The sequence below is a fragment of the Kosakonia sp. CFBP8986 genome (assembly GCF_034044935.1).
GTDB lineage: Bacteria > Pseudomonadota > Gammaproteobacteria > Enterobacterales > Enterobacteriaceae > Kosakonia > Kosakonia cowanii.
Map to the genome: position 1 here is coordinate 311731 of NZ_JAXCXB010000005.1, position 22108 is coordinate 333838.

22 protein-coding genes and 1 pseudogene are annotated in these 22108 nt (G+C 53.8%); 15 read left to right on the top strand and 8 right to left on the bottom strand.

What is annotated here, in order from left to right; genetic code table 11:
* Positions 1-410: 410 nt before the first annotated feature.
* The gene (locus SOM48_RS13700; protein ID WP_232374373.1) at positions 411-644 is read left to right on the top strand and encodes a hypothetical protein; all 234 of its coding nucleotides are present in this window, start codon (positions 411-413) and stop codon (positions 642-644) included.
* Between the two features lie 328 nt (positions 645-972).
* Here SOM48_RS13700 and SOM48_RS13705 read toward each other — a convergent pair.
* The 3 genes and pseudogenes from SOM48_RS13705 to dcp form a co-directional block, all read right to left on the bottom strand.
* Positions 973-1137 (bottom strand): annotated as a pseudogene (locus SOM48_RS13705) (hypothetical protein); the annotation flags it as partial.
* A gap of 34 nt (positions 1138-1171) precedes the next feature.
* The gene (locus tag SOM48_RS13710; RefSeq protein ID WP_313353501.1) at positions 1172-2467 is read right to left on the bottom strand and encodes a hypothetical protein; all 1296 of its coding nucleotides are present in this window, start codon (positions 2465-2467) and stop codon (positions 1172-1174) included.
* Positions 2468-2537: 70 nt separating this feature from the next.
* Positions 2538-4583, bottom strand: a complete 2046-nt coding sequence (dcp, locus tag SOM48_RS13715) for a peptidyl-dipeptidase Dcp (protein ID WP_320512164.1) — start codon at positions 4581-4583, stop codon at positions 2538-2540.
* 185 nt (positions 4584-4768) lie between these two features.
* Between dcp and ydfG the strand changes: the two genes are divergently transcribed.
* The 3 genes from ydfG to ydfZ all read left to right on the top strand — a co-directional run bounded on the left by ydfG (position 4769) and on the right by ydfZ (position 6664).
* Complete coding sequence (gene ydfG, locus SOM48_RS13720) at positions 4769-5518, top strand: bifunctional NADP-dependent 3-hydroxy acid dehydrogenase/3-hydroxypropionate dehydrogenase YdfG (RefSeq protein WP_320512165.1); 750 nt, start codon at positions 4769-4771, stop codon at positions 5516-5518.
* A 90-nt stretch (positions 5519-5608) separates the two neighbouring features.
* Positions 5609-6295 carry a GntR family transcriptional regulator gene (locus SOM48_RS13725; protein WP_128483021.1) on the top strand — a complete coding sequence of 229 codons (687 nt, stop codon included), beginning with the start codon at positions 5609-5611 and terminating at the stop codon, positions 6293-6295.
* Between the two features lie 165 nt (positions 6296-6460).
* A complete protein-coding gene (gene ydfZ / locus SOM48_RS13730; protein WP_042715647.1) occupies positions 6461-6664 on the top strand; it encodes a putative selenium delivery protein YdfZ in 204 nt (67 codons plus the stop codon).
* A 52-nt stretch (positions 6665-6716) separates the two neighbouring features.
* On the opposite strand, the gene SOM48_RS13735 is transcribed toward ydfZ, so the two are convergent.
* Together SOM48_RS13735 and SOM48_RS13740 are read right to left on the bottom strand one after the other, a co-directional pair.
* A complete protein-coding gene (locus SOM48_RS13735) occupies positions 6717-8180 on the bottom strand; it encodes a mannitol dehydrogenase family protein (RefSeq protein ID WP_320512166.1) in 1464 nt (487 codons plus the stop codon).
* Between the two features lie 225 nt (positions 8181-8405).
* On the bottom strand, positions 8406-8732 hold the full coding sequence (locus SOM48_RS13740; RefSeq protein ID WP_320512167.1) for a YnfA family protein: 327 nt from the start codon (positions 8730-8732) through the stop codon (positions 8406-8408).
* Positions 8733-8866: 134 nt separating this feature from the next.
* Here SOM48_RS13740 and SOM48_RS13745 point away from each other — a divergent pair, with 134 nt between their 5' ends.
* Together SOM48_RS13745 and speG are read left to right on the top strand one after the other, a co-directional pair.
* Positions 8867-9205 (top strand): DUF1283 family protein, encoded by a 339-nt coding sequence (locus SOM48_RS13745; protein WP_054803885.1) that lies wholly within the window; start codon positions 8867-8869, stop codon positions 9203-9205.
* 48 nt (positions 9206-9253) lie between these two features.
* Positions 9254-9814, top strand: a complete 561-nt coding sequence (gene speG / locus SOM48_RS13750) for a spermidine N1-acetyltransferase (protein ID WP_023481559.1) — start codon at positions 9254-9256, stop codon at positions 9812-9814.
* A 19-nt stretch (positions 9815-9833) separates the two neighbouring features.
* Here the strand turns inward: speG and SOM48_RS13755 are convergent, their stop codons facing one another.
* The gene (locus SOM48_RS13755) at positions 9834-10544 is read right to left on the bottom strand and encodes a YnfC family lipoprotein (RefSeq protein WP_180344368.1); all 711 of its coding nucleotides are present in this window, start codon (positions 10542-10544) and stop codon (positions 9834-9836) included.
* Positions 10545-10735: 191 nt separating this feature from the next.
* Between SOM48_RS13755 and SOM48_RS13760 the strand changes: the two genes are divergently transcribed.
* The 5 genes from SOM48_RS13760 (at position 10736) to dmsD (ending at position 15770) form a co-directional block, all read left to right on the top strand.
* Positions 10736-11017 (top strand): DUF1161 domain-containing protein, encoded by a 282-nt coding sequence (locus tag SOM48_RS13760; protein WP_023481755.1) that lies wholly within the window; start codon positions 10736-10738, stop codon positions 11015-11017.
* 151 nt (positions 11018-11168) lie between these two features.
* Positions 11169-13607, top strand: a complete 2439-nt coding sequence (gene ynfE, locus SOM48_RS13765) for a selenate/tellurate reductase subunit YnfE (RefSeq protein WP_320512168.1) — start codon at positions 11169-11171, stop codon at positions 13605-13607.
* A gap of 10 nt (positions 13608-13617) precedes the next feature.
* Positions 13618-14235, top strand: coding sequence for a DMSO/selenate family reductase complex B subunit (locus SOM48_RS13770; RefSeq protein WP_128483026.1), 618 nt, complete (start codon positions 13618-13620; stop codon positions 14233-14235).
* A gap of 1 nt (position 14236) precedes the next feature.
* Positions 14237-15094 (top strand): DmsC/YnfH family molybdoenzyme membrane anchor subunit, encoded by an 858-nt coding sequence (locus SOM48_RS13775; RefSeq protein WP_320512169.1) that lies wholly within the window; start codon positions 14237-14239, stop codon positions 15092-15094.
* A gap of 64 nt (positions 15095-15158) precedes the next feature.
* On the top strand, positions 15159-15770 hold the full coding sequence (gene dmsD / locus SOM48_RS13780) for a Tat proofreading chaperone DmsD (RefSeq protein ID WP_320512170.1): 612 nt from the start codon (positions 15159-15161) through the stop codon (positions 15768-15770).
* A 51-nt stretch (positions 15771-15821) separates the two neighbouring features.
* Here the strand turns inward: dmsD and SOM48_RS13785 are convergent, their stop codons facing one another.
* The gene (locus SOM48_RS13785) at positions 15822-16841 is read right to left on the bottom strand and encodes an ADP-ribosyltransferase (protein ID WP_320512171.1); all 1020 of its coding nucleotides are present in this window, start codon (positions 16839-16841) and stop codon (positions 15822-15824) included.
* A gap of 425 nt (positions 16842-17266) precedes the next feature.
* On the opposite strand from SOM48_RS13785, the gene osmY reads away from it, so the two are divergent.
* Genes osmY through osmV form a run of 4 tightly spaced genes read left to right on the top strand, consistent with a single transcriptional unit; the run spans position 17267 to position 20705 of the window.
* Complete coding sequence (gene osmY / locus SOM48_RS13790; RefSeq protein ID WP_139567864.1) at positions 17267-17977, top strand: osmoprotectant ABC transporter permease OsmY; 711 nt, start codon at positions 17267-17269, stop codon at positions 17975-17977.
* Positions 17978-17997: 20 nt separating this feature from the next.
* The gene (gene osmX / locus SOM48_RS13795; protein ID WP_128483030.1) at positions 17998-18900 is read left to right on the top strand and encodes an osmoprotectant ABC transporter substrate-binding protein OsmX; all 903 of its coding nucleotides are present in this window, start codon (positions 17998-18000) and stop codon (positions 18898-18900) included.
* A 9-nt stretch (positions 18901-18909) separates the two neighbouring features.
* Positions 18910-19557 carry an osmoprotectant ABC transporter permease OsmW gene (osmW, locus tag SOM48_RS13800; RefSeq protein ID WP_054803883.1) on the top strand — a complete coding sequence of 216 codons (648 nt, stop codon included), beginning with the start codon at positions 18910-18912 and terminating at the stop codon, positions 19555-19557.
* On the top strand, positions 19557-20705 hold the full coding sequence (osmV, locus tag SOM48_RS13805; protein WP_023481673.1) for an osmoprotectant ABC transporter ATP-binding protein OsmV: 1149 nt from the start codon (positions 19557-19559) through the stop codon (positions 20703-20705). The genes osmW and osmV overlap by 1 nt, the downstream gene beginning before the upstream one ends.
* Positions 20706-21134: 429 nt before the next feature.
* On the opposite strand, the gene SOM48_RS13810 is transcribed toward osmV, so the two are convergent.
* Positions 21135-22046: a hypothetical protein gene (locus SOM48_RS13810; RefSeq protein WP_289742530.1), complete on the bottom strand. Its 912-nt coding sequence runs from the start codon at positions 22044-22046 to the stop codon at positions 21135-21137.
* Positions 22047-22108 lie beyond the last annotated feature (62 nt).

The following is a 22108-nucleotide window of genomic DNA, read 5'->3' on the forward strand; positions in this document are numbered from 1 at the left end:
CGCCAGCCCGCACAACTCGCTTTCACCCCAAAAGATGTGGCTGGTAGCCCCTCCGCGTAGGGGGATTCATCACCACGCTTAACGTTATTAAGCGAAGGGAGAACGGTCAATGCTCATGCGGGTTATGTAAGTTTTTAAAGCGCAAACGTTTATCGAACGGCGATAACGCGGAGGGGAATAGACAGCCTCGCTCGAAATGCATCGTCGCGTAGCACGTAAAAGGCAGCGATTTAAATTTTTGATAAAGAATAGCGGTTAGCTGGTCGATAAAGGTTAACAGGAAACGTTCTCGAACGCTGACAGGGTCAAATCCGTGATGTCCTCAAGAAGTGAGCATTTAGCTCGTTCAGGTAATCCGAAGAGTTTTCAAATTAAACAGTAAGATATATCACAGCATTTCTTAAGGAGAGATGATGAAGACAACCGAAGAAACGATTAGCGATCTGCAGTGTCGCGCTTTAGCCTATGAAGTCATTTTCCAGTCCATCTTCTCTGAGCTGCCGCACGTGTTCATTGAAAGAGCCGCTGAGAAGATTGAAGGTAACTTCAAAGCATTCGAAACCGGTACGCACTCTGACGCTGGTAAAGCCAAGCTTGATGCGGCAAAAGCCGTTGTTTCGCGGATTATGGGAACAAAGATTTAACAGCCCTGACATGTTACTTATGAAGTCGTGCGGTTTGAAACAACGTTGGCTTCTCATCTGAAGAGTTCGCTAATTACTGGCAGGGGGGTTGGCGCTGCTGCCAGTCCCGCCCCTCTGTTTCCAAGGCGTTCATAATTTTTATTGATGCGCGGACAAGGAGTTGACGAATAAGTGAACATGAAAACTCTATTAACGAATATTGGGTTCTACCTACTCAGTAGCGTTAAAGCCAGCCCCGCGATTATCTTTAGAGCACGATCTAAGCTCGTTGTTAAACACACAAAAAACCGGGCATTGCGCCCGGTTCTATTTCTGCACTTAAACTACGTTACTCGCTTAATCCCCGATTTTTCAGCATCGGCTCGATCTGAGGATCGTGCCCGCGCCATTGGCGGCGATAGAGTTCAGCTAAATCCGTGTTGTTGCCGCGAGAAATAATCGCATCACTGAATTTTTTGCCCGTTTTCACGATCCACCCTCCCTGCTCCAGGAACTAGCAGATCAATCTTACCTAAGCCATGGGCATATCATTTTTTCATCACTTTTTCCGCTAATCCGGCTATCGCTTCTACACCGTCAAACATGGAGGGTATATTGTTCTCATTCATTTGAATTGGACTGAATATCAAAGAATCAAAGCAGTCTAGAACTTTACTCACATCAGTTTCATTTTTTCTTCTGTATTCTACATAGCCATCAATAAATGCACAAAGACTCAATCTCAACTCTATTTGCACAAGTTGAGTTCGTATAGACTTCGCCTCCAAATAAGAAAGTCTGAAAAAATAAATTAAGGCCATCTCGATAGTAAAAAAAGGCAGCGCAATAAATATTGCAGAATAATCCCTTGGATAAACAGAAGGATAAACAAAATGTAAGATTACCGCCAACACTGGCGCTATAAAAATGCAACCAAATAAATTTCTATAGTTCATCTCAACATCATGCAACTCTTTTTCTTTCTTGTCTTTTATTTGATTAAAACCCGAACTCAAACCAACAAAATTGTATTCCGACTTAAGGTTTTCGATTCGTTGCTCTAAAGCATTTATTTCGTCCTTCGCCGATTTTATATACTCCAAACCAACTGATGCTTCATTTTTAACGTTTTCAATATCACTTTGTATTTTGGAGAAATGATCCGTTAGCTCTGTAATTGCGGCTGCGTGTTGATCACTCAACACATTACTTTGCTCCCTTGACCGCTTATCAAGCATCTCCTGGGCTGCACTTAACGCCCCATCAATCTGTTGTTGATACTCGTTCCCTGTTTTGGTCAGCTCGTCAAGGAATTTTTCCCTCCGAGCATCAATTTCCATAAGAAATATTTTTGCTTGAGTGAATTTCTCCCCATTGACCAACCATTGTACCAAGGTAGCACTCAGGGTATCTCTGATCCAATCGAACTGAGCATAAGGGCTATTCTGAACTCCATAGCTATCATGTATTCGGGTTAAAACGCCATGAGAGAAAAAATCAAAACTCAACGGAGCTCCGGTCCAGAACCTAAATTCATATAACACCCTCATTAAATCTGAAAGGAAAACAACTTCATTATCCTTGTAACTTTTCACTGTGAAGCGCATACGCTCCGACATATACTCCTGATTAAACCTTGTATTGTCATTTAATTTTTCAACATCATTTCTTGCAAGGAAAAAAAACGCTCTCCATGAGGATGTTAATGCATTGTTGAATAATAGCGCATCAGAGTCATCTTCATTAATGATGATGTTTTTATCATAATTTGGAAGTTTGCCTGAAAAAAATGCATCTAATTCTTCCAAACCCTTCATAACAACTGAATCTGAGTAAAACCCCATAATATATCCTTTCGCACCAACAGTTCTCTTACGTTTAAGAAAGCCTGATTTTATACAGGCTTTATTTTATTTACTCGCTCAATCCACGGTTTTTCAGCATCGGCTCGATCTGCGGATCGTGCCCGCGCCACTGGCGATAGAGTTCAGCTAAATCCGTGCTGTTGCCGCGCGACAGAATGGCATCACGAAATTTTTGCCCATTTTCACGACTTAACTCGCCCTGCTCAACGAACCACTGATAGCCATCGTCGGCGAGCATTTGCGTCCATAAATAGGCGTAATAACCTGCGGCATAACCGCCGCCGAAGATATGGGAAAAATAGCTGCTGCGATAGCGCGGCGGTACGGCGGCCAGGTCGAGCTTCTCTTTGGCAATGGCCTGCGCTTCGAAGCTTGCCACATCGTTGACTTCCGCATTCGCCGCCAGCCCATGCCAGTTCATATCCAGCAACGCTGCGCTCAGCAGTTCGGTCATGTCATAGCCTTTATTAAACTGCGTGGCGCGCAGCATCTTGTCGCGCAGGGCGTCCGGCATCGGCTCGCCGCTTTGGTAGTGGCGGGCGTAATGGGCAAACACCTCCGGCTGGCTGGCCCAGTGCTCGTTAATCTGCGACGGGAACTCAACAAAATCGCGCGGCGTGTTGGTGCCGGAGAGGCTGGCATAGCGCTGGCTGGCAAACAGCCCGTGCAGCGTATGGCCAAACTCGTGGAAAGTCGTAATCACCTCATCCCAGGAGAGCAGCGCAGGCTGGCCGTTAGCCGGTTTCTGGTAGTTGCAGACGTTGTAGATAACCGGCTGCGTGCCGTTAAGCGTCGACTGCTCGATAAAGTTACCCATCCAGGCGCCGCCGCTTTTCGAGTCGCGGGCAAAGAAGTCGCCATAAAAGAGCGCCAGCCCGCGATCGTCGGCGTCAAAAATCTCCCATACACGCACGTCCGGATGATAGACGGGGATATCAAACCGCTCCTGAAAACGGATGCCGAACAGCTGGCTTGCCGCCCAGAATACCCCCTCCGTTAATACCGTGTTCAACGCGAAGTAGGGTTTTATCTGCGTCTCGTCGAGATCGTATTTCGCCATACGAACCTGCTCAGCATAGAAGGCCCAGTCCCAGGCCTGAGCGGTGAACCCGCCCTGCTGGTTATCAATAACCTGCTGAATATCTGCCAGCTCGCGTTCAGCGCGCGCACGGGCAGCCGGTGCGATATTGCGCATAAATTCCAGCGCCGCCTGCGGCGTACCCGCCATCTGATCGGCGATCTTCCAGCTGGCGAAATCATCAAAGCCGAGCAGATGTGCCTGCTCGGCACGCAGGCTGGCCAGGCGCAGCACCAGTGCACGCGTGTCGTTAGCATCGTTGCGCTCGGTACGCAGCCAGCTGGCTTTAAACAGATTCTCTCGTGTTTGACGATCGCGCAGTACGGCCAGCGCCGGTTGCTGAGTAGTGTTAAGCAGTGTTAACAGCCAGCGGTTCTCCAGCCCTTTAGCCCTCGCCGCTTCGGCGGCATGCTCAATCTCTTCAGCACTCATGCCGTCGAGCTGGCGCACATCATCCACCACCAGGCCGCCCGCTTTATCCGCGGCCAGCAGGCGCTGGTTAAACTGGCTTATCAGGGATGCAGCTTCGGTATTGAGCGCTTTCAGCGTCGCTTTATCCTGCTCATCCAGCATCGCGCCCGCCAGCACAAAACGCTGATAGGTCACTTCTACCAGACGCGCCGATTCAGCATCGAGGTTAGCGGTATCAAGGCTTTTCCATACCGCCTCAACGCGGTCAAAAAGCTGTTCATCAAGATAGATGTCGTTTGCCAGTTCCGCTAACTCCGTCGAGAAGGCTTCATCCAGTTGCTGGAGGAAATCATTGGTATCCGCCGAGGTCATGGCAAAAAAGACGCTGGTCACGTAAGTGAGCAAAGCACCACTCTGCTCCAGCGCCAGGATGGTGTTGTCGAAGTCTGCAGGCGCGCTGTTTTGCGCGATCGCCGCGATCTGCTCGCGTTTTTGCCGCACCCCTTCATCAAAGGCCGGGCGATAGTGCTCCTGCTCAATAAGATCGAAGGGTGGCGCCTGATATGGCAGCGGGCTGGCAGTAAAAAAGGGATTAGAGACCGACATAGTTTGCTCCTGAATGCGGTAAGTCTCATCAGAGTAGGCATCCACCGCGCGCGGCGCAATCCTTTCTCGCCCCTGCGCAAGCCACCATTTTTTGCCACACTCTTTAACAGTCAAAACTTGTATTGCCGCCTCTGTGCGGTGCATGCTATGTGACGTCATCACAAAAATCGTTGAGGAACAATGACATGATTATTCTTGTTACCGGGGCAACCGCAGGGTTCGGCGAGAGCATTACCCGCCGTTTTATTCAAAATGGTCACCACGTGATCGCCACCGGCCGCCGCCAGGAGCGTTTGCAGGAGCTGAAAGAGGAGCTGGGCGAAAATCTCTACACCGCGCAGCTGGATGTGCGTAACCGCGCGGCGATCGACGAGTTTATCGCCGCCCTGCCCGCGCAGTGGCGCGAGATTGACGTACTGGTCAATAACGCCGGGCTGGCGCTGGGCATGGAGCCTGCGCACAAAGCCAATGTTGATGACTGGGAAACGATGATCGACACCAACAATAAAGGGCTGGTCTATATGACCCGCGCCGTGCTGCCGGGAATGGTTGAGCGCAATCGCGGTCATATAATCAACCTTGGATCAACGGCCGGTAGCTGGCCTTACGCGGGCGGCAACGTGTATGGCGCGAGCAAAGCCTTTGTGCGCCAGTTCAGCCTCAACCTGCGCACCGATCTGAGCGGTACCGCGGTGCGTGTCACCAATATCGAGCCGGGTCTGGTTGGCGGCACCGAGTTCTCCAACGTGCGCTTTAAAGGCGATGACGATAAAGCGACGAAAACCTACGAAAACACCACCGCACTGAGCTCGGAAGATGTGACCGAAGCGGTGTGGTGGGTGGCGACACTGCCGAAGCATGTCAATATCAACACACTTGAGATGATGCCGGTCAGCCAGAGCTACGCCGGTCTGAGCGTGCACCGCCAGAGCTGATGCTTCCCGCCCGGCCTGCGGGCCGGGTATGGGATGTGCGCAGAAACAATGGTATGGTAGCCGGGTTAACCCTTTAAAAAGTAAGAGCGAATGGCCGCCGAAACGCAACTCAACCCTACGCAACCCGTTAATCAACAGATCTATACCATCCTGCGACGGGATATTGTCCACTGCCTGATCCCACCGGGCACACCGCTCTCTGAAAAAGAGGTGTCGGTGCGTTTTGACGTCTCGCGCCAGCCGGTGCGTGAAGCCTTTATCAAGCTTGCGGAAAACGGGTTGATTCAGATCCGCCCCCAGCGCGGAAGCTACGTTAACAAAATCTCCCTCACACAGGTGCGCAACGGTTGTTTTGTCCGCCAGGCGATAGAGTGCGCCGTGGCCCGCCGCGCCGCGCAGATGATAGATGACAGCGCCTGTTATCAGCTTGAGCAGAATCTCCACCAGCAGCGGATCGCCATTGAGCGTAAGCAGCTGAATGATTTCTTTGAACTGGATGATGATTTTCACCACAAGCTGGCGCTGATCGCAGACTGCCAGCTCGCGTGGGATACGATTGAAAACATCAAGGCAACAATCGATCGTGTGCGCTATATGAGCCTCGATCATGTTTCGCCGCCGGAGATGCTGCTGCGCCAGCACCAGGCCATTTTCGAAGCGCTGGAAAAACGCGACGCCGATGCGGTTGAGCATGCGATGACGTTGCATCTGCAGGAGATCAGCGAGTCGGTTAAAACCATTCGCCAGGAAAATCGCGACTGGTTCAGCGAAGAGTAATCCCCCTCTTTTTTCCCTTATCAGGTCACCTTTTTTGCCAGAAAAAAGTGTGACCTTGATCAAAAACAAAAACTCATCATCTCAGTGGCGTATTTATAGGGCGTCCGTTTTGGGGCCATCTTCTGCCCCGGTTCGCTTTATGGATATTATCAAGGAGAAACCATCATGATGACTTATGACCGCAACCGTAATCCTATCACCACCGGCTCACGCGTAATGATTAATGGCACTGGCCGCATTGGCAAAATTGTCGCTATTCACGCCGAGGGCTTAAGTGCTGAAAAAGTGCGCCGTAACAAAACGGTGGAAGTGGAAGGGTGTGAAGGCAAATTCGAGCCGGTAGAGCTGATCCGCCTCGGCCTGCACTGATTGGCAAAACATGATGAAGATGAGTGCCGCCGCAGCGGCACTCACTGTTTAGTTACAGCCCCGCCGCGAAGTGTGCAACGGTCGCTTTAGCACCTTTCGCCAGCAGCATTTGATACGCCTTCTGTACCTGCGCCACAAACGCGCGCGCTTTCGGCAATTCACGGCCAAAGATCGCCTCAATGCCCAGCAACGCCTCTACGCGCGCTTCGCCTTCAGCGCTACTGCTCACCGCTTTCTGAATAACCGCAAGCAGCGGATCGCATACCTCAATCGCTTGCCCCTGCTCGTCAACGCCACCCACATAGCGCATCCAGCCCGCGACGCCTAACGCCAGCAGTGAGAAATCGCTGCCCTGCGCCAGATGCCAGCGCACAGAATCGAGCATGCGCTGCGGCAGCTTCTGACTGCCGTCCATGGCGATCTGCCAGGTGCGGTGACGCAGCGCGGTGTTGCTGTAACGCGCGATCAGCAGATCGGCGTAGTGCGCCAGATCGACGCCTTGGACTTTCAGCGTCGGCGCCTGTTCGCGCAGCATCAGCGCGTGTGCCGCGCGGCGGTAGTGTTCATCTTCCATGCACTCATTGATGTGCTGATAGCCCGCCAGATAGCCAAGGTAGGCGAGGAAGGAGTGGCTGCCGTTCAGCATGCGCAGCTTCATCTCTTCAAAGGGCACCACATCGCTCACCAGCTCCGCGCCCGCTTTCTCCCACGCCGGGCGGCCTGCGACAAAATTATCTTCAATCACCCACTGGCGGAACGGTTCACAGGCGACGCCCGCCGGATCGCGCACACCGGTAAGCTGTTCGATCTTCTCAAGGGTTTCAGCCGTAACGGCCGGAACAATACGATCGACCATCGTGGAGGGGAAAGTAACGTTCTCTTCAATCCAGCGCGCCAGCGCGGCGTCCACCGTGCGGGCATAGGCGCAGACAACGTTGCGCGTAACGTGGCCATTTTCCGGCATGTTGTCGCAGGACATTACGCTGAACGGCGGTAAACCTGCGGCTTTACGACGGGAGAGCGCTTCGACAATCACCCCGGCGGCGGATTGTGGCTGATGTGGGTTTTGCAGATCGGCTACGATCAACGGGTGATCGAGCATTAGCTCCCCGGTCGCCGGTGAGTGGCAGTAGCCTTTCTCGGTGATGGTCAGCGAAACAATGGCGACCTGCGGCTCACACATGGCATCCAGCACCGTTTCAAGCCCGTCGACCTGTGCATGCAGCGCACGTTTCGCCACGCCAACCACGCGCGCGGTCCACGCGTCGGCGGACATCTCCGCCACGGTGTAGAGATTATCCTGCTGTTTTAGATCGGCAATCTGCTGCTCGCCGCCGATAAGATTAACTTCGCAGTAACCCCAGTCGCTGCCGTGCTCTGCGGCGAGGATATCGGTGTAGACCGACTGATGCGCGCGATGGAATGCGCCAAAACCAAGATGCACAATGCGCGCAACCAGCTTGCTGCGATCGTACTGAGGTAGAGTGGCTTTCGCCGTTAACAGCCTGTTTTCCATGGTGAGACTCATCTTATTAAATGAAACAGTGGTTCACTAGATTAAGGCGTCGTTAAAACCCGACTATGATTTGCGACAGGATTTGCTGACTACACCAACTAGAATGGTAACCAAATGTGTCATAGATCTGCTCATCATTATGAGAAGAAAGTAGAGGTTGTGCAGAAAGATAAGAGGCCCCACTCCCCAGCCAGGTCAACGGGGAGGGAAATCACCGCGTGGTTGTTAGCTTCGCGACCATCCTGCGACGATGATCAACATGCCGCACAGCGCAACCCCTGCGCCCAGCCAGTCATAAACGGTTAGCTTTACCCCTTCGACAACCCGCAGCCAGAGAAGCGCGGTGCAGACATAAACCCCGCCGTAAGCGGCATAGACGCGCCCGCTGGCAACCGGATGCAGCGTCAGCAGCCAGACAAAAAGCGCCAGTACGATCGCGGCAGGAATCAGCAGCAGTGGTGAGCCTTCGCGTTTTAGCCACAGCCAGGGCAAGAAACAGCCTACAATTTCACACAGAGCGGTGACAAAAAAGAGCAGCGTAATTTTCAGCATAGTCAGGTCGTTTATTGAAAATAGGTTGAACCATCTTACCTGATAATGCTCTTACAGTCGGTTTCGCCCCGGTATGCTGGCAGGCGGAGATCGCTTAGAATAGAGACGTTTTTCCTCACTTAAGGACCATTGCCATGACTTCTACACTTAGCAAACGCCTGTGCCTGACCGCAATGCTGACGCTGGGTGCCATTGTGTACACCACTTCCGCACTGGCTGAAACCAACCGTCTGGTGATCGAATCGGGCGACAATGCGCAGTCCCGTCAATCCGCCGCGATGGAAAAAGAGCAGTGGAACGATACCCGCAGCCTGCGCCATAAAGTCAATAAACGCGTCGAGAAAGAGTGGGACAAAGATGATGTCGCCTTCGATGCGCGCGACAACTGCCAGAAAAGCAGCAACCTGAATGCGTACTGGGAACCCAATACCCTGCGCTGCCTGGATCGCCGCACCGGGCGTGAAGTTCAGTAATCTCGTCGGGCGCGCTGCGCCCGCCTTCATCTCAGAGAAAGGATTTTTATGAGTGACGACTATCCTGTCCGGCTTCGCCCGCTTGAGCGCGAAGACCTTCGTTTTGTCCACCAGCTCGACAACAACGCCAGCGTAATGCGCTACTGGTTCGAAGAGCCTTATGAAGCTTTTGTAGAACTCTCCGATCTTTACGATAAGCACATCCACGATCAAAGCGAGCGCCGTTTCGTCGTCGAGTGTAATGGCACCAATGCCGGTCTGGTGGAACTGGTTGAAATTAACCATGTGCACCGCCGCGCGGAGTTTCAAATCATTATCTCGCCGGAATTCCAGGGCAAAGGGCTGGCGTCAAAAGCCGCTAAGCTGGCGATGGATTATGGTTTTACGGTATTAAACCTCTATAAGCTCTATCTCATCGTTGATAAAGAGAATGAGAAAGCGATTCACATCTACCGCAAGCTGGGTTTTCAGGTGGAGGGGGAATTAATTCATGAGTTCTTTATTAATGGCGAATACCGCAACACTATCCGCATGTGTATTTTTCAGCAGCACTATCTGCAGGAACATAAAACCAGCGGCAGTACGCTGTTAAAACCCACCGCGCAATAAGCGCGGTGAGCGGACAGCATCAATAATACTCGATGGTGTTTTTGATGCTGTATTTATGTGTCACCTGCGGCGTTACGCTCTCATCAACAATCTCCAGGCTACAACTCAGCGGATTATCATGTTTGTCGTAGTCGCAGGTCTGCTGCACTTTACTCAGCGGCTTATCATTGAGCGTACTTACCGCGGCATAATCGAGCTTCTTGCGCTTATCTTTCGCCGGCGTGGAAGCGACATCGAGATGCACATCTTTTGAAGTGGTTGATTTGCCCAGTGGGTAGCCTTCGTCATCATAGCGATACTTCACTTCCATATCTTTGCCTGATGCGCGCACCACAAAGCCGTTATCGTCGGTATCCCAGGTGACACCCGCCGACGGGAACTCTGCCAGCTGGCATTTCCCCTGCAGCCGCAGACGCTTCTCCTGCGTTTCAGCTTCGATATAGTAGTTGGCATCCAGTACCAGCGATACGCCGCTATTGTTCTCCAGGTCGTGAAGTTCGAGCGTATCGAAACAGCCCTCTTTCGACAGCGTACCGCTGACGCGCTTTGTCACTTCACCCTTTTCGTTAAGCAGGGTCTGACTAAAGTTTTTTACCGCACCGCGCAGAGGATCAAAATCGAATTCATTCGAAAAACTTGCCATCTCCGGCGTGAATGCCACCGGGCCTTTTTCCTCATCACATCCGACCAAAACCAGGGCCAGAGAGATAAGTAATAACTGTTTTTTCAAAGGTTCCACCACAGTTTTCTTTAGAATGGCGCTTATATTAGCAAAACATTTACCCGATAGCGTAATGAGTTAGCGACTTCCTTATCGGGTATCTGCGGAATTTCACATACAGCTAAGATGATTCAGAGATTTACCTTTTGTCGAAAAGAGAAGTGCTAAGCTTAAAGCGCACAATAAATAAGGAGACAAGCATGCACTATTCACGTTGGCTGTGCGCAGCACTGCTGGTAGGTTCTGTTCCTGCTTTCGCCGCGCCGGATTCATGCGAACGCGTTAAAACGGATATCCAGCAAAAAATTATTAACAATGGTGTCCCGGAGTCCGGGTTCGAATTGACCGTGGTACCAAACGATCAAGCCGAACAGGCGGGCGGACAGGTGGTTGGTCACTGTGCCAATGACACTTACAAAATTATCTACGCCCGTAATGGCGGCGCATCATCTCAGAACGAAAACAGTAACAGCAATCAGTAAAATCTAATCCCCCTGATTTCCAGGGGGATCCCCCTCTATTTGATCGTGCATAACATTCCCCTACTCCCTAATGATTACCATAGCTCCATCATTAGCCTGCTTTTAATTTGCGCGGGTAAGTTTTTATTTAAAAATAATAATGGAGTGAGTCATGTCGAAGACGGAATATGCCGGGGGTATTAGCCGACGAACGCTGGTAAAGTCGACTGCCCTCGGATCGTTAGCGCTGGCAGCAAGCAGTTTTTCTCTCCCGTTTGGTATGCGCTCCGCCGCTGCCGCGGTGCAACAGGCGATGCAACCCGCGCCGGATAAAGTGGTCTGGGGAGCCTGCTCGGTCAACTGCGGCAGCCGCTGCGCACTGCGTCTGCATGTGCGCGATGAGGAGGTCTACTGGGTCGAAACCGATAACACCGGCGAAGATCAGTATGGCAACCATCAGGTGCGCGCCTGCCTGCGCGGCCGCTCTATCCGGCGGCGTATCAATCACCCGGATCGCCTCAACTATCCGATGAAACGCGTCGGCAAACGCGGCGAAGGCAAATTTCAGCGCATCAGTTGGGATGAAGCCCTCGATACCATCGCCGCCCGCCTGAAAGGGGTAGTGGACAAATATGGCAACGAAGCGGTCTATATCAACTACTCCTCCGGCATCGTCGGCGGCAACATTACCCGCTCATCCCCGTCCGCCTCGCTCGTCGCCCGCCTGATGGCGATGTACGGCGGCTTTCTCAATCAATATGGCACCTACAGCACGGCGCAAATCGCCTGCGCGATGCCCTACACCTACGGCTCCAACGAAGGGAACAGCACCTCCGATATTGAAAACAGCAAGCTGGTGGTGATGTTCGGCAACAACCCAGCGGAGACCCGCATGAGCGGCGGCGGCATTACCTACTTTCTCGAGCAGGCGCGCGAACGCTCAAATGCGCGAATGGTGGTGATTGACCCGCGCTATACCGACACCGCTGCCGGACGCGAAGATGAGTGGGTGCCGATCCGTCCCGGCACCGACGCCGCGCTGGTCGCCGGTATGGCCTGGGTACTGATCAGCGAAAACCTGGTCGATCAAACCTTCCTCGATAACTACTGCGTTGGCTACGACGAAAAAACGCTGCCCGCCGGTGCGCCAGCAAACGGCCACTACAAAGCCTATATTCTCGGTCAGGGTGATGACGGCGTGGCGAAAACGCCGCAGTGGGCGTCGCGCATTACCGGCATTCCGGCAGACAAAATCATCAAGCTCGCCAGAGAGATTGGCAGCACCAAACCGGCCTATATCTGCCAGGGCTGGGGCCCGCAACGGCAGGCCAACGGCGAGCTGACCGCCCGTGCGATCGCCATGCTGCCGATCCTCACCGGCAATGTCGGCATTAACGGCGGCAACAGCGGCGCGCGTGAGTCAACTTATACCATCACCATCGAGCGGATGCCGATGCCGGAGAACCCGGTAAAAACCGCCATCTCCTGCTTTAGCTGGACCGACGCCATCTCCCGCGGGCCAGAGATGACGGCGACGCGCGACGGCGTGCGCGGCAAAGAGAAGCTCGATGTGCCGATCAAGTTCATCTGGAACTATGCCGGTAATACCCTCGTCAACCAGCACGGCGACATCAACCACACTCACGATGTGCTGCAGGATGAGAGCAAGTGCGAGACGATCGTGGTGATTGAGAACTTTATGACCTCGTCTGCGATGTATGCCGATATCCTGCTGCCGGATCTGATGACCGTTGAGCAGGAGGATATTATCCCCAACGACTACGCCGGCAACATGGGCTACCTCATCTTCCTGCAACCAGTCACCGCGCCGAAGTTCGAGCGCAAAGGCATTTACTGGATCACCAGCGAGATCGCCCGCCGCCTTGGGCCGGATATCCACCAGCGCTTCACCGAAGGGCGCACGCAGGAGGAGTGGCTGAAATACCTCTACGCCAGAATGGTAGAGAAAGATCCCGCGCTGCCCTCCTACGAGGCGTTGAAAGCGATGGGTATCTACAAACGCAAAGATCCGAACGGCCACTTCGTGGCCTATAAAAAATTCCGCGACGATCCGCAGGCCAACCCGCTGAAAACGCCGTCGGGCAAAATTGAGATCTACTCCAGCAAGCTGGCGGAGATCGCAAGCCATTGGGAACTGCAAAAGGATGAGGTGATAAGCCCACTGCCGGTCTATGCCTCCACCTTTGAAGGCTGGGACGATCCGGCGCGTGCCACCTTTCCGCTGCAACTTTTCGGTTTTCACTACAAAGCACGCACCCACTCCAGCTACGGCAACATTGATGTGCTGAAAGAGGCCTGCCGCCAGGAGGTGTGGATCAACCCGCTTGATGCCGAACGGCGCGGGATTAAGAACGGCGATCTGGTACGCGTGTTTAACGACCGTGGCGAAGTGCGGATTGCAGCGAAAGTGACGCCGCGCATTATGCCGGGCGTCAGCGCCATGGGTCAGGGTGCGTGGCACCAGGCGGATATGGCGGGCGATCGCGTCGATCACGGCGGCTGCGTCAATACGCTGACCACGCACCGCCCTTCGCCGCTGGCGAAAGGTAACCCGCAGCACACCAATCTGGTCGACATTCAAAAGGTTTGAGGAGTAGCCGATGAGCACCCAGTATGGATTTTTTATTGATTCCGCCCGCTGCACCGGTTGTAAAACCTGCGAACTGGCCTGTAAAGATTACAAAGATTTAACCCCGGACGTCAGTTTCCGCCGCGTCTACGAGTACGCGGGCGGCAACTGGCAGGAGGATAACGGCGTCTGGCAGCAAAACGTCTTTGCCTACTATCTCTCACTCTCCTGTAACCACTGTGAGGATCCGGCCTGCACCAAAGTCTGCCCGAGCGGCGCGATGCATAAACGTGAAGATGGCTTTGTGGTGGTCGACGAAGAGGTCTGTATCGGCTGCCGCTACTGCCATATGGCCTGCCCGTACGGCGCGCCGCAATACAATGCGGCAAAAGGCCATATGACGAAGTGCGACGGCTGCCACGAGCGTGTGGCCGAGGGCAAAAAACCTGTCTGCGTCGAGTCCTGCCCGCTGCGCGCCCTCGATTTTGGCCCGATTGAGACGTTGCGTAAAAAGCACGGCACGCTGGCAGCGGTCGCACCTATTCCGGCGGCGCACTTTACCCGGCCAAATATTGTCATCAAACCCAACGCCAACAGCCGCCCGACCGGGGATACAACCGGCTATCTGGCTAATCCACAGGAGGTATGAAATGGGAAACGGATGGCATGAATGGCCGCTGGTGCTCTTTACGGTGCTCGGTCAGTGCGTGGCGGGCGGTGTGATTGGCACCGGCCTGGTATGGATGGCCAATGAGGGCGATCGCCGCGGTCAGTTGCATATCGTTCGCAGCCAGTTTTTTCTCTGGCTGCTGATGGGCATCGGCTTTGTCGCTTCGATGATGCACCTCGGCTCGCCGCTGCGCGCCTTTAACTCCCTTAACCGCATTGGCGCTTCTGCGTTGAGTAATGAGATTGCCGCCGGCTCGCTCTTTTTTGCCATCGGCGGCATCTGGTGGCTGCTGAGCTGGCTGGGCAAAATGCCTTCAGGTCTCGGGCGTATCTGGCTGCTGATCAGTATGGTCTCTGGCGTGCTGTTTGTCTGGGCGATGACGCGGGTCTATCAGATTGAGACCGTGCCGACCTGGCATAACGGCTACACCACCGCCAGCTTCTTCCTTACCATGCTGATTGGCGGCCCGCTGCTCGCAGCACTGTTACTGCGCCTTGTCGGCATACGCTTTCCGGCATCCCGTTTTGCGGCGATAAGCGCGATCGCACTGCTGGCAAGCGCAGCGGTGGTGATGATGCAGAGCATGCAGCTTGGCGAAACCCACTCGTCCGTGCAGCAGGCTACAGCGCTGATCCCGGATTACGGCTTACTCCAGGCGCTGCGACTGCTGCTTTTAGCGCTGGGGCTGGGCTGCTGGTACTGCCCGCTGGTGCTGCGCAGACAGCCGCGCGTCAGTAGCCTGCTGGTTGGGTTTGTGCTGGTGGTTGCCGGGGAGCTGATTGGCCGTGGCCTCTTTTATGGACTGCATATGACCGTTGGCGTCGCCGTTGCCGGGTGATCGATTGCGGGGCCGGATAGCGGTGAACGCTTATCCGGCCTTCGGCACTTTTTCGGGAAATACCATGACAGTTGAAAACCGTGAATCGTTTATTTTCACCGCCCGCGTGCTCGGCGCCCTCTTTTACTACCCGCCGGAGAGCGAACCTGCTGCACCGCTGGTCAGCGCCTTTACGCATAATGCGTGGATGGCGTCATGGCCGCTGGCGCAAAGCCTGCTGCTCCCGCTGGCTGAACAATTTTCAGCGGATAGCGAAGAGCCGTTAACTGATGCCTGGCAACGGCTGTTTATCGGCCCGTGGGCGCTGCCTGCGCCGCCGTGGGGCTCGGTATGGCTGGATAAAGAGTGCGTGCTGTTTGGCGACTCAACGCTGGCCCTGCGCCAGTGGCTGCGCGACAACAATATTGCTTTCGCGACGCAGCAAAACGAGCCAGAAGATCATATCGGCACCCTGCTGCTGCTCGCGGCCTGGCTGACGGAGCAGGGAAAGACGCAGGCCTGCGATGAGCTTCTGGCGTGGCATCTGCTGCCGTGGTCGGGCCGCTTTCTTACCGTGCTGGAGGAGCAGGCGCAGCACCCTTTCTGGCAGGCGCTCGCCCGGCTGGCACAGCTTACGCTGGCGGAGTGGCAAACGAACCTGCTGATGCCGGTAGCGCAAAAAGCGCTCTTCCGTTAACACCTTTTCCGGCCGCTCAGGCCGGATTTTTTTACAAAACGCTTCTGGAGTTCACGTGGACTTTTGCGGCAGCAGTTCACCATAGATATATTTTTTAATGTAGTGATGCGGTTGCTTGAGGCTCTTAAACACAGGTGATTGCCTGATTTCGCCCGATATATGAAACCGCTTGAAAACGGAGCTCACCGCATCAGCACTGCCAAACTCATTAACATCAACCACATCTTTGATTTTGATTTGCACGCCGGGTGCAAACAGTATTTCATCCTCCTGGGGCAACACGGAGGTTGGCGCAATCCAGTGCCCTTCAGCTTCTGGCGGCGCTTCAAGGATCAGAAGATGGGTATTTAAATAGGGTGTGCTGACGCTGGTGCTGGTGTAACTTTTTTGCCCAATGACAGCCCCGACAGTGGCGTATTGCCTCGCCTCTTTTTCGCCAAAGGGATAATCGAAACCAATACCGCGCACCACCACATTGCCAAAGCTTTCATTCGAGGGGTGTTTTTTTCTGGATCTATCCAGCACCTGGTTAAAATTTTTCACTCCGCTTTCCAGAGACTCTTTCCCCACAAAGCCGGATTTTAAAAAACCATTTTTTATCAGTGTGTTAACAAGCTTTTCGACTTCATAGTTTTCCATGTTCCTGCTTCTTTCATATTTATTAAGCAGGGTGTAGTTACTTGATGTGTAGACTTTGATGGCCGAAATTTCGCTCTCCGTTAAACCCAGCTCGGCTGGTGAAGGTAAAGCAGGTAGTTGCCGCCCCAGCCGGTTATCCGGCAAGGTGAATATCCGCACTGCTTCATGGTGGCCTCGCGACTCAAAGCTGTTTCTGGCATCTGAAGTGAATGCGCTATAGGCGGACGTTTTTTTTGCGGGTGCGGCGTGCGAAGAGGTGATTTTATTCACCACTTCAGCGATTTTTTGTGATTTGTTCTCGTTGATCGACGCGGCTGATTGTTTACCTGAAACTTTATGCAGTGATGAAAGCGGCGATGATTCTGCATAGGGTTCCTGACTCCCTTTTCCTGCCCAGGCGCCGAGTGGCTTTTTTGTCGCTGAAGCATACATGGGGGGCCTCCTCGCAGGGTTTTATGACGATAACCGGGTTGGTTTAAGGATATGTGCCCTACATAAACAGAGCTTATTTTTTAAGAGTTCTCATCAACCTGTTTTTATTCACCGCCGCGTTAAACCGGCTGTTGAGGTGATTTTTCGCCCTCTCACGCGCCGGAATAGTTTATCCCGGCAATCACATTGGTGACAATGTCACTTTTGCCGCTTCGCTTTTAAGACAATTCTTTAATCTTCCGATCAGCCTGTACACGGTAAGGCTTACTGTGCAAAAGCCGCCTGCCGCTGGGTTTTAAAAAGCGGCCTCAGAACTGGAAGCATCCCCGCACGCTTGCTATAGCTCAAAGCACCCTGCCGAACATGGCATAACAACACGCAACTTGCCGTTGCTATAACGCATGCAAACAGGGAGAGACACTGCAATGCAGACTTCCATGCTTACCCGCGCGCTGCTTTTTATCGCCGGGATTATCGCCATACTGGCGCTGATTACCTGGGGAGTCGGGCTGGAGACGATAAAAGCCCGCCAGGTGGATTTGATTTACCTCGGGCAACAGCACCTGATTCTGGTGTTCAGCTCGATGTTTTTTGCCCTGCTGGTCGGTATTCCCAGCGGTATCGCCCTTAGCCGCCCCGCCGCTCGTGGGGTTGCCGAGTATGTGATGCAGATTTTCAACGTCGGCAACACGCTGCCGCCGCTGGCGGTGCTGGCCCTGGCGATGGTGGTGATTGGCATTGGCGATATCCCGGCGATCATCGCCCTGTTCCTCGCCTCGCTGCTGCCGATTGTGCGTAACACCTATGCCGGGCTCTGCTCGGTGCCCGCCTCTTTAATTGAAGCGGCGAATGGAATTGGCATGACAAAGTGGCAGCGCTTACGCCAGGTGGAGTTGCCGAATGCCCTGCCGGTGATCCTCTCCGGGGTGCGAATTGCGACGGCAATTAACGTCGGTACCGCGCCGCTGGCGTTTCTGATTGGCGCCAGCAGCTATGGCGAACTGATCTTCCCCGGTATCTATCTCAACGATTTCCCGACGCTGATTTTAGGCGCAGCCGCCACGGCGCTGTTCGCCCTGATCCTCGATACCCTGCTGGCGGCGCTGGGCCGTCTTCTTAGCCCGCACACGGCGTGATAACAATAAGAGGAAGTGTGATGAAACGACTTTTTCATACGCTGGGCTGGCTGGCAGCAGCCGCGCTGCTCACTGCCAGCGCCCATGCAGCACCGCTGGTTGTGGCGACCAAAAGCTTTACCGAGCAGCATATTTTGTCGGCCCTTACCGTGCAGTATCTGCAGAAAAAAGGCTTTCAGGTGCAGCCGCAGACCAATATCGCAACGGTGATTTCACGCAACGCGATGATCAACAAGCAGGTTGATATGACCTGGGAGTATACCGGCACCTCGCTGATCATTTTTAACCACATCAACAAACGCATGTCGGCACAGGAGACCTACGACACCGTTAAACGCCTCGATGCGAAACACGGCCTGGTGTGGCTCAATCCGGCCAATATGAACAACACTTATGCCTTCGCTATGCAGCGCAAACGCGCCGAGGCTGAGCACATCACCACCATGTCACAGATGGTGGCGAAGATTGAAGAGATCCGTAAAACCAACCCGAAAAAGAACTGGCTGCTGGGCCTCGACCTGGAGTTTGCCGGGCGCAGCGACGGCATGAAGCCGTTGCAGGAGGCTTATGGCATGGAGCTGGATCGTCCGCAAATCCGCCAGATGGATCCCGGCCTCGTCTATAACGCCATCCGCGACGGCTTTGTCGATGCCGGGCTGGTCTACACCACCGATGGCCGCCTGAAGGGCTTCGATCTGAAAACGCTGGAAGATGACAAAGGCTTTTTCCCGAGCTATGCGGTCACGCCGGTGGTGCGTAAAGACACGCTTGAAGCCAATCCGGGCTTAGAAGAGGCGCTCAATACGCTCTCCGGGCTGCTGAACAACGAGGTGATTATCTCCCTCAACGCGAAAGTCGATATCGATCACCAGACGCCGCAGCAGGTCGCACGCGACTTCCTGCGAGAGAAAGGGTTGCTGTAAGGAGAGCCTATGGACACGATTCACTACATGATGGACAACGCCGGCTACCTGGCCACCCTCACCTTCCAGCACCTCTGGCTGGTGCTGCTGGCCGTGGGCCTGGCAATACTCATTGGCGTGCCGCTGGGGGTGCTGATTGTGCGCCACAAATGGCTGGCAACGCCGGTGCTTGGCCTGGCGACGCTGGTGCTGACCATTCCGTCAATTGCCCTGTTTGGCCTGATGATCCCGCTCTTTTCACTGGTCGGCCAGGGGATTGGCGCCCTGCCGGCAATTACCGCGGTGTTTCTCTACTCGCTGCTGCCGATTGTGCGCAACACCCATACCGCCCTCGACAGCCTGCCGCCTGGGCTGCGTGAAGCGGGGCGCGGGATTGGCATGACCTTCTGGCAGCGTTTGCGCTGGGTGGAGATCCCGATGGCGCTGCCGGTGATTTTCGGCGGGATCCGTACCGCCGTGGTGATGAATATTGGCGTGATGGCCATCGCCGCCGTGATTGGCGCGGGTGGGCTGGGGCTGCTGTTGCTGAACGGCATTGGCGGGAGTGATATTCGCATGCTGATTGCCGGCGCGGTGATGATCTGTCTACTGGCAGTCGTGCTCGACTGGTTACTGCACCGCTTACAAATCGTGCTGACGCCGAAGGGGATTCGATAATGATTAAACTGGAAAATCTGACCAAACAATTTACGCAGAAGAACGGCCAGAGTGTGAATGCCGTCGACAATGTCAATCTGATGGTGCCGGAAGGTGAAATGTGTGTGCTGCTCGGCCCTTCTGGCTGCGGCAAAACCACTACACTTAAGATGATTAACCGTCTGATTACGCCAAGTAGTGGAAAGATCCTGATTAACGGTGAAGACACCAGCGGCATGGATACGGTTACTCTGCGGCGCAATATTGGCTATGTGATCCAGCAGATTGGCCTGTTTCCCAATATGACCATCGAAGAGAACATTACCGTGGTACCGCGCATGCTGGGCTGGGATAAAGCGCGCTGTAAAAGCCGCGCGGAAGAGCTGATGGAGATGGTGGCGCTCGATGCGAAAAAGTTCCTGCACCGCTATCCGCGCGAAATGTCCGGCGGCCAACAGCAGCGTATTGGCGTGATCCGCGCGCTGGCGGCCGATCCGCCGGTGTTGCTGATGGATGAACCCTTCGGCGCGGTCGACCCGATTAACCGCGAAGTGATCCAGAACCAGTTTCTTGAAATGCAGCGCGCGCTGAAAAAGACGGTGCTGCTGGTCAGCCACGATATCGACGAAGCGTTAAAGCTCGGTGACCGGATTGCGGTGTTCCGCCAGGGACGCATTGTGCAGTGCGCCAGCCCCGATGAGCTGCTGGCAAAACCGGCGAACGAGTTTGTCGGCTCGTTTGTCGGTCAGGACCGGACGCTCAAGCGCCTGCTGCTGGTATCAGCCGGTGATGTGACCGATCAGCAACCGACCATCACCGTGCGGGAATCGACCCCGGCCGCTGAGGCGTTCGCCATTATGGATGATAACGATATGCGTGCCGTAACGGTGGTTGACGGCGCCGGTAAACCGCTCGGCTTCGTTAAACGCCGCGAAGCACGGCATGATGCCCGCGACTGCGCTGCACTTCTGCACCCGTTCCGCATCACCGGTAAAGCGGAGGATAACCTGCGCGTGGTGCTTTCGCGGCTCTATGAGAGTAACACCAGCTGGATGCCCATCGTGGATGAAGAGGGTCGCTATAACGGCGAGATTTCGCAGGACTACATCGCCGAGTATTTAAGCTCCGGGAAAACGCGCCGGGCGCTGGCGATCCATAGCGAGAGTTAAGGAAATTTGCCAAATGGCGCTAACCGCAGGCAAACAAGCCCCGGTTAGTGCCTTCAGGTCACCGATTTCATTTTGCGCGCAAGATAAGCTTTAATATTCGGCCATTTCCGGTATTCCGTCTTACCGTACAAATCGCTGAAGCCTTCGGCAAATGCCTCTTCCGCCCCGCCAGTAGTAATTATCGAATGACTCCGGCGTTGTGTTGCCCAGATCTTTTTCCCAGGCAGCAATAAAACTGGCTCGTTTACTTAAATAATCGCCCGCTGCGCCTGTATTGCAATACGCTCCTGCTGCGTCATCACATTGTCATCCTGTTCATGAGACGAAGCGGACGGCTGGCCCGGCTTTCTCTTTTGCATAGGCATACATCCGTTTCTCTCCCGGCGCTTTGATTTACCCGACCGCTCCGCTGATCAACCGCCAACAGCGTTATCTGTACAACCTGTAAATATCACCACTATAATTTTTCACTTGCGCCGCCGATTGCTCAACAAAGCGATAGGTGGTACCGGTATGCCCGATATATTTGAACTTCGTTCCGACGGGGAAAAGACTCTCTTTTTCAACCAAATCACCATATTTAAAGTTCTTTGGATTGCCCACAATATCGTATATCACACCTACCTCATCCAAATCTGCGAGTGAGTTATATTTACCCGAGGCAAATCTTTTTGCCATTTTCTTATCCTGGGTAACCGACATAAGAAAATTGGTGCTGACTAACATACCCGGTGAGATGGCATTCAGAACGGGTCGGTGTTTTGTCCCTCTGTAATAGTTATCCATCCCGGTAAACTTCGCCTCCTCTACGGCCTGGTTCATGATGGCCACGGCGTTGCTTTTGTGGCTTAACGTTTTGATTACGAGCTTCATATCTATCCCGGGCGCAAAAGCCGGAGGATTTGTGCCGACTTCAAACTGTTTTTTGGCCACCCGCGCCAGCTTCGACGAATCAGGAATGTCAATATCCTGCCCTTTTGCCTTTCTGATAAGCGAGTTTATAAACAGAGAACCGTCATTGGTGGCGTATAAATAGAGCGCGCCATCCACAATGTCGCGGTGGAATTTGCGTCCCGCAGACGCTGTTGGTGCTGCACTTTTGGATGATGTAGCGCTGGCGCTACCCTTGCTGTTTGCAGCGGCACCTGAGTAATATTTTGCGACCAGCAGGTGGGGCTGTTTTAATTTGGGATTAAGTTGCTTTATTTTATCGAGGATGGTTTTGGGATCATCCCTAGGGAAATTATTAAACCGGAGTTGTTCGAGGATTTCCTCTTCTGAAAGCGCGGCAGTTTGTTCAGGATATTGAGGCTTGGTTTTCTCTTTTGCATAGGCATACATAAACGTCATCTCCGGAAACGATTTTCCGTTAAGCGTAGCTATGGCCTTAGTTCGTGAAGAGG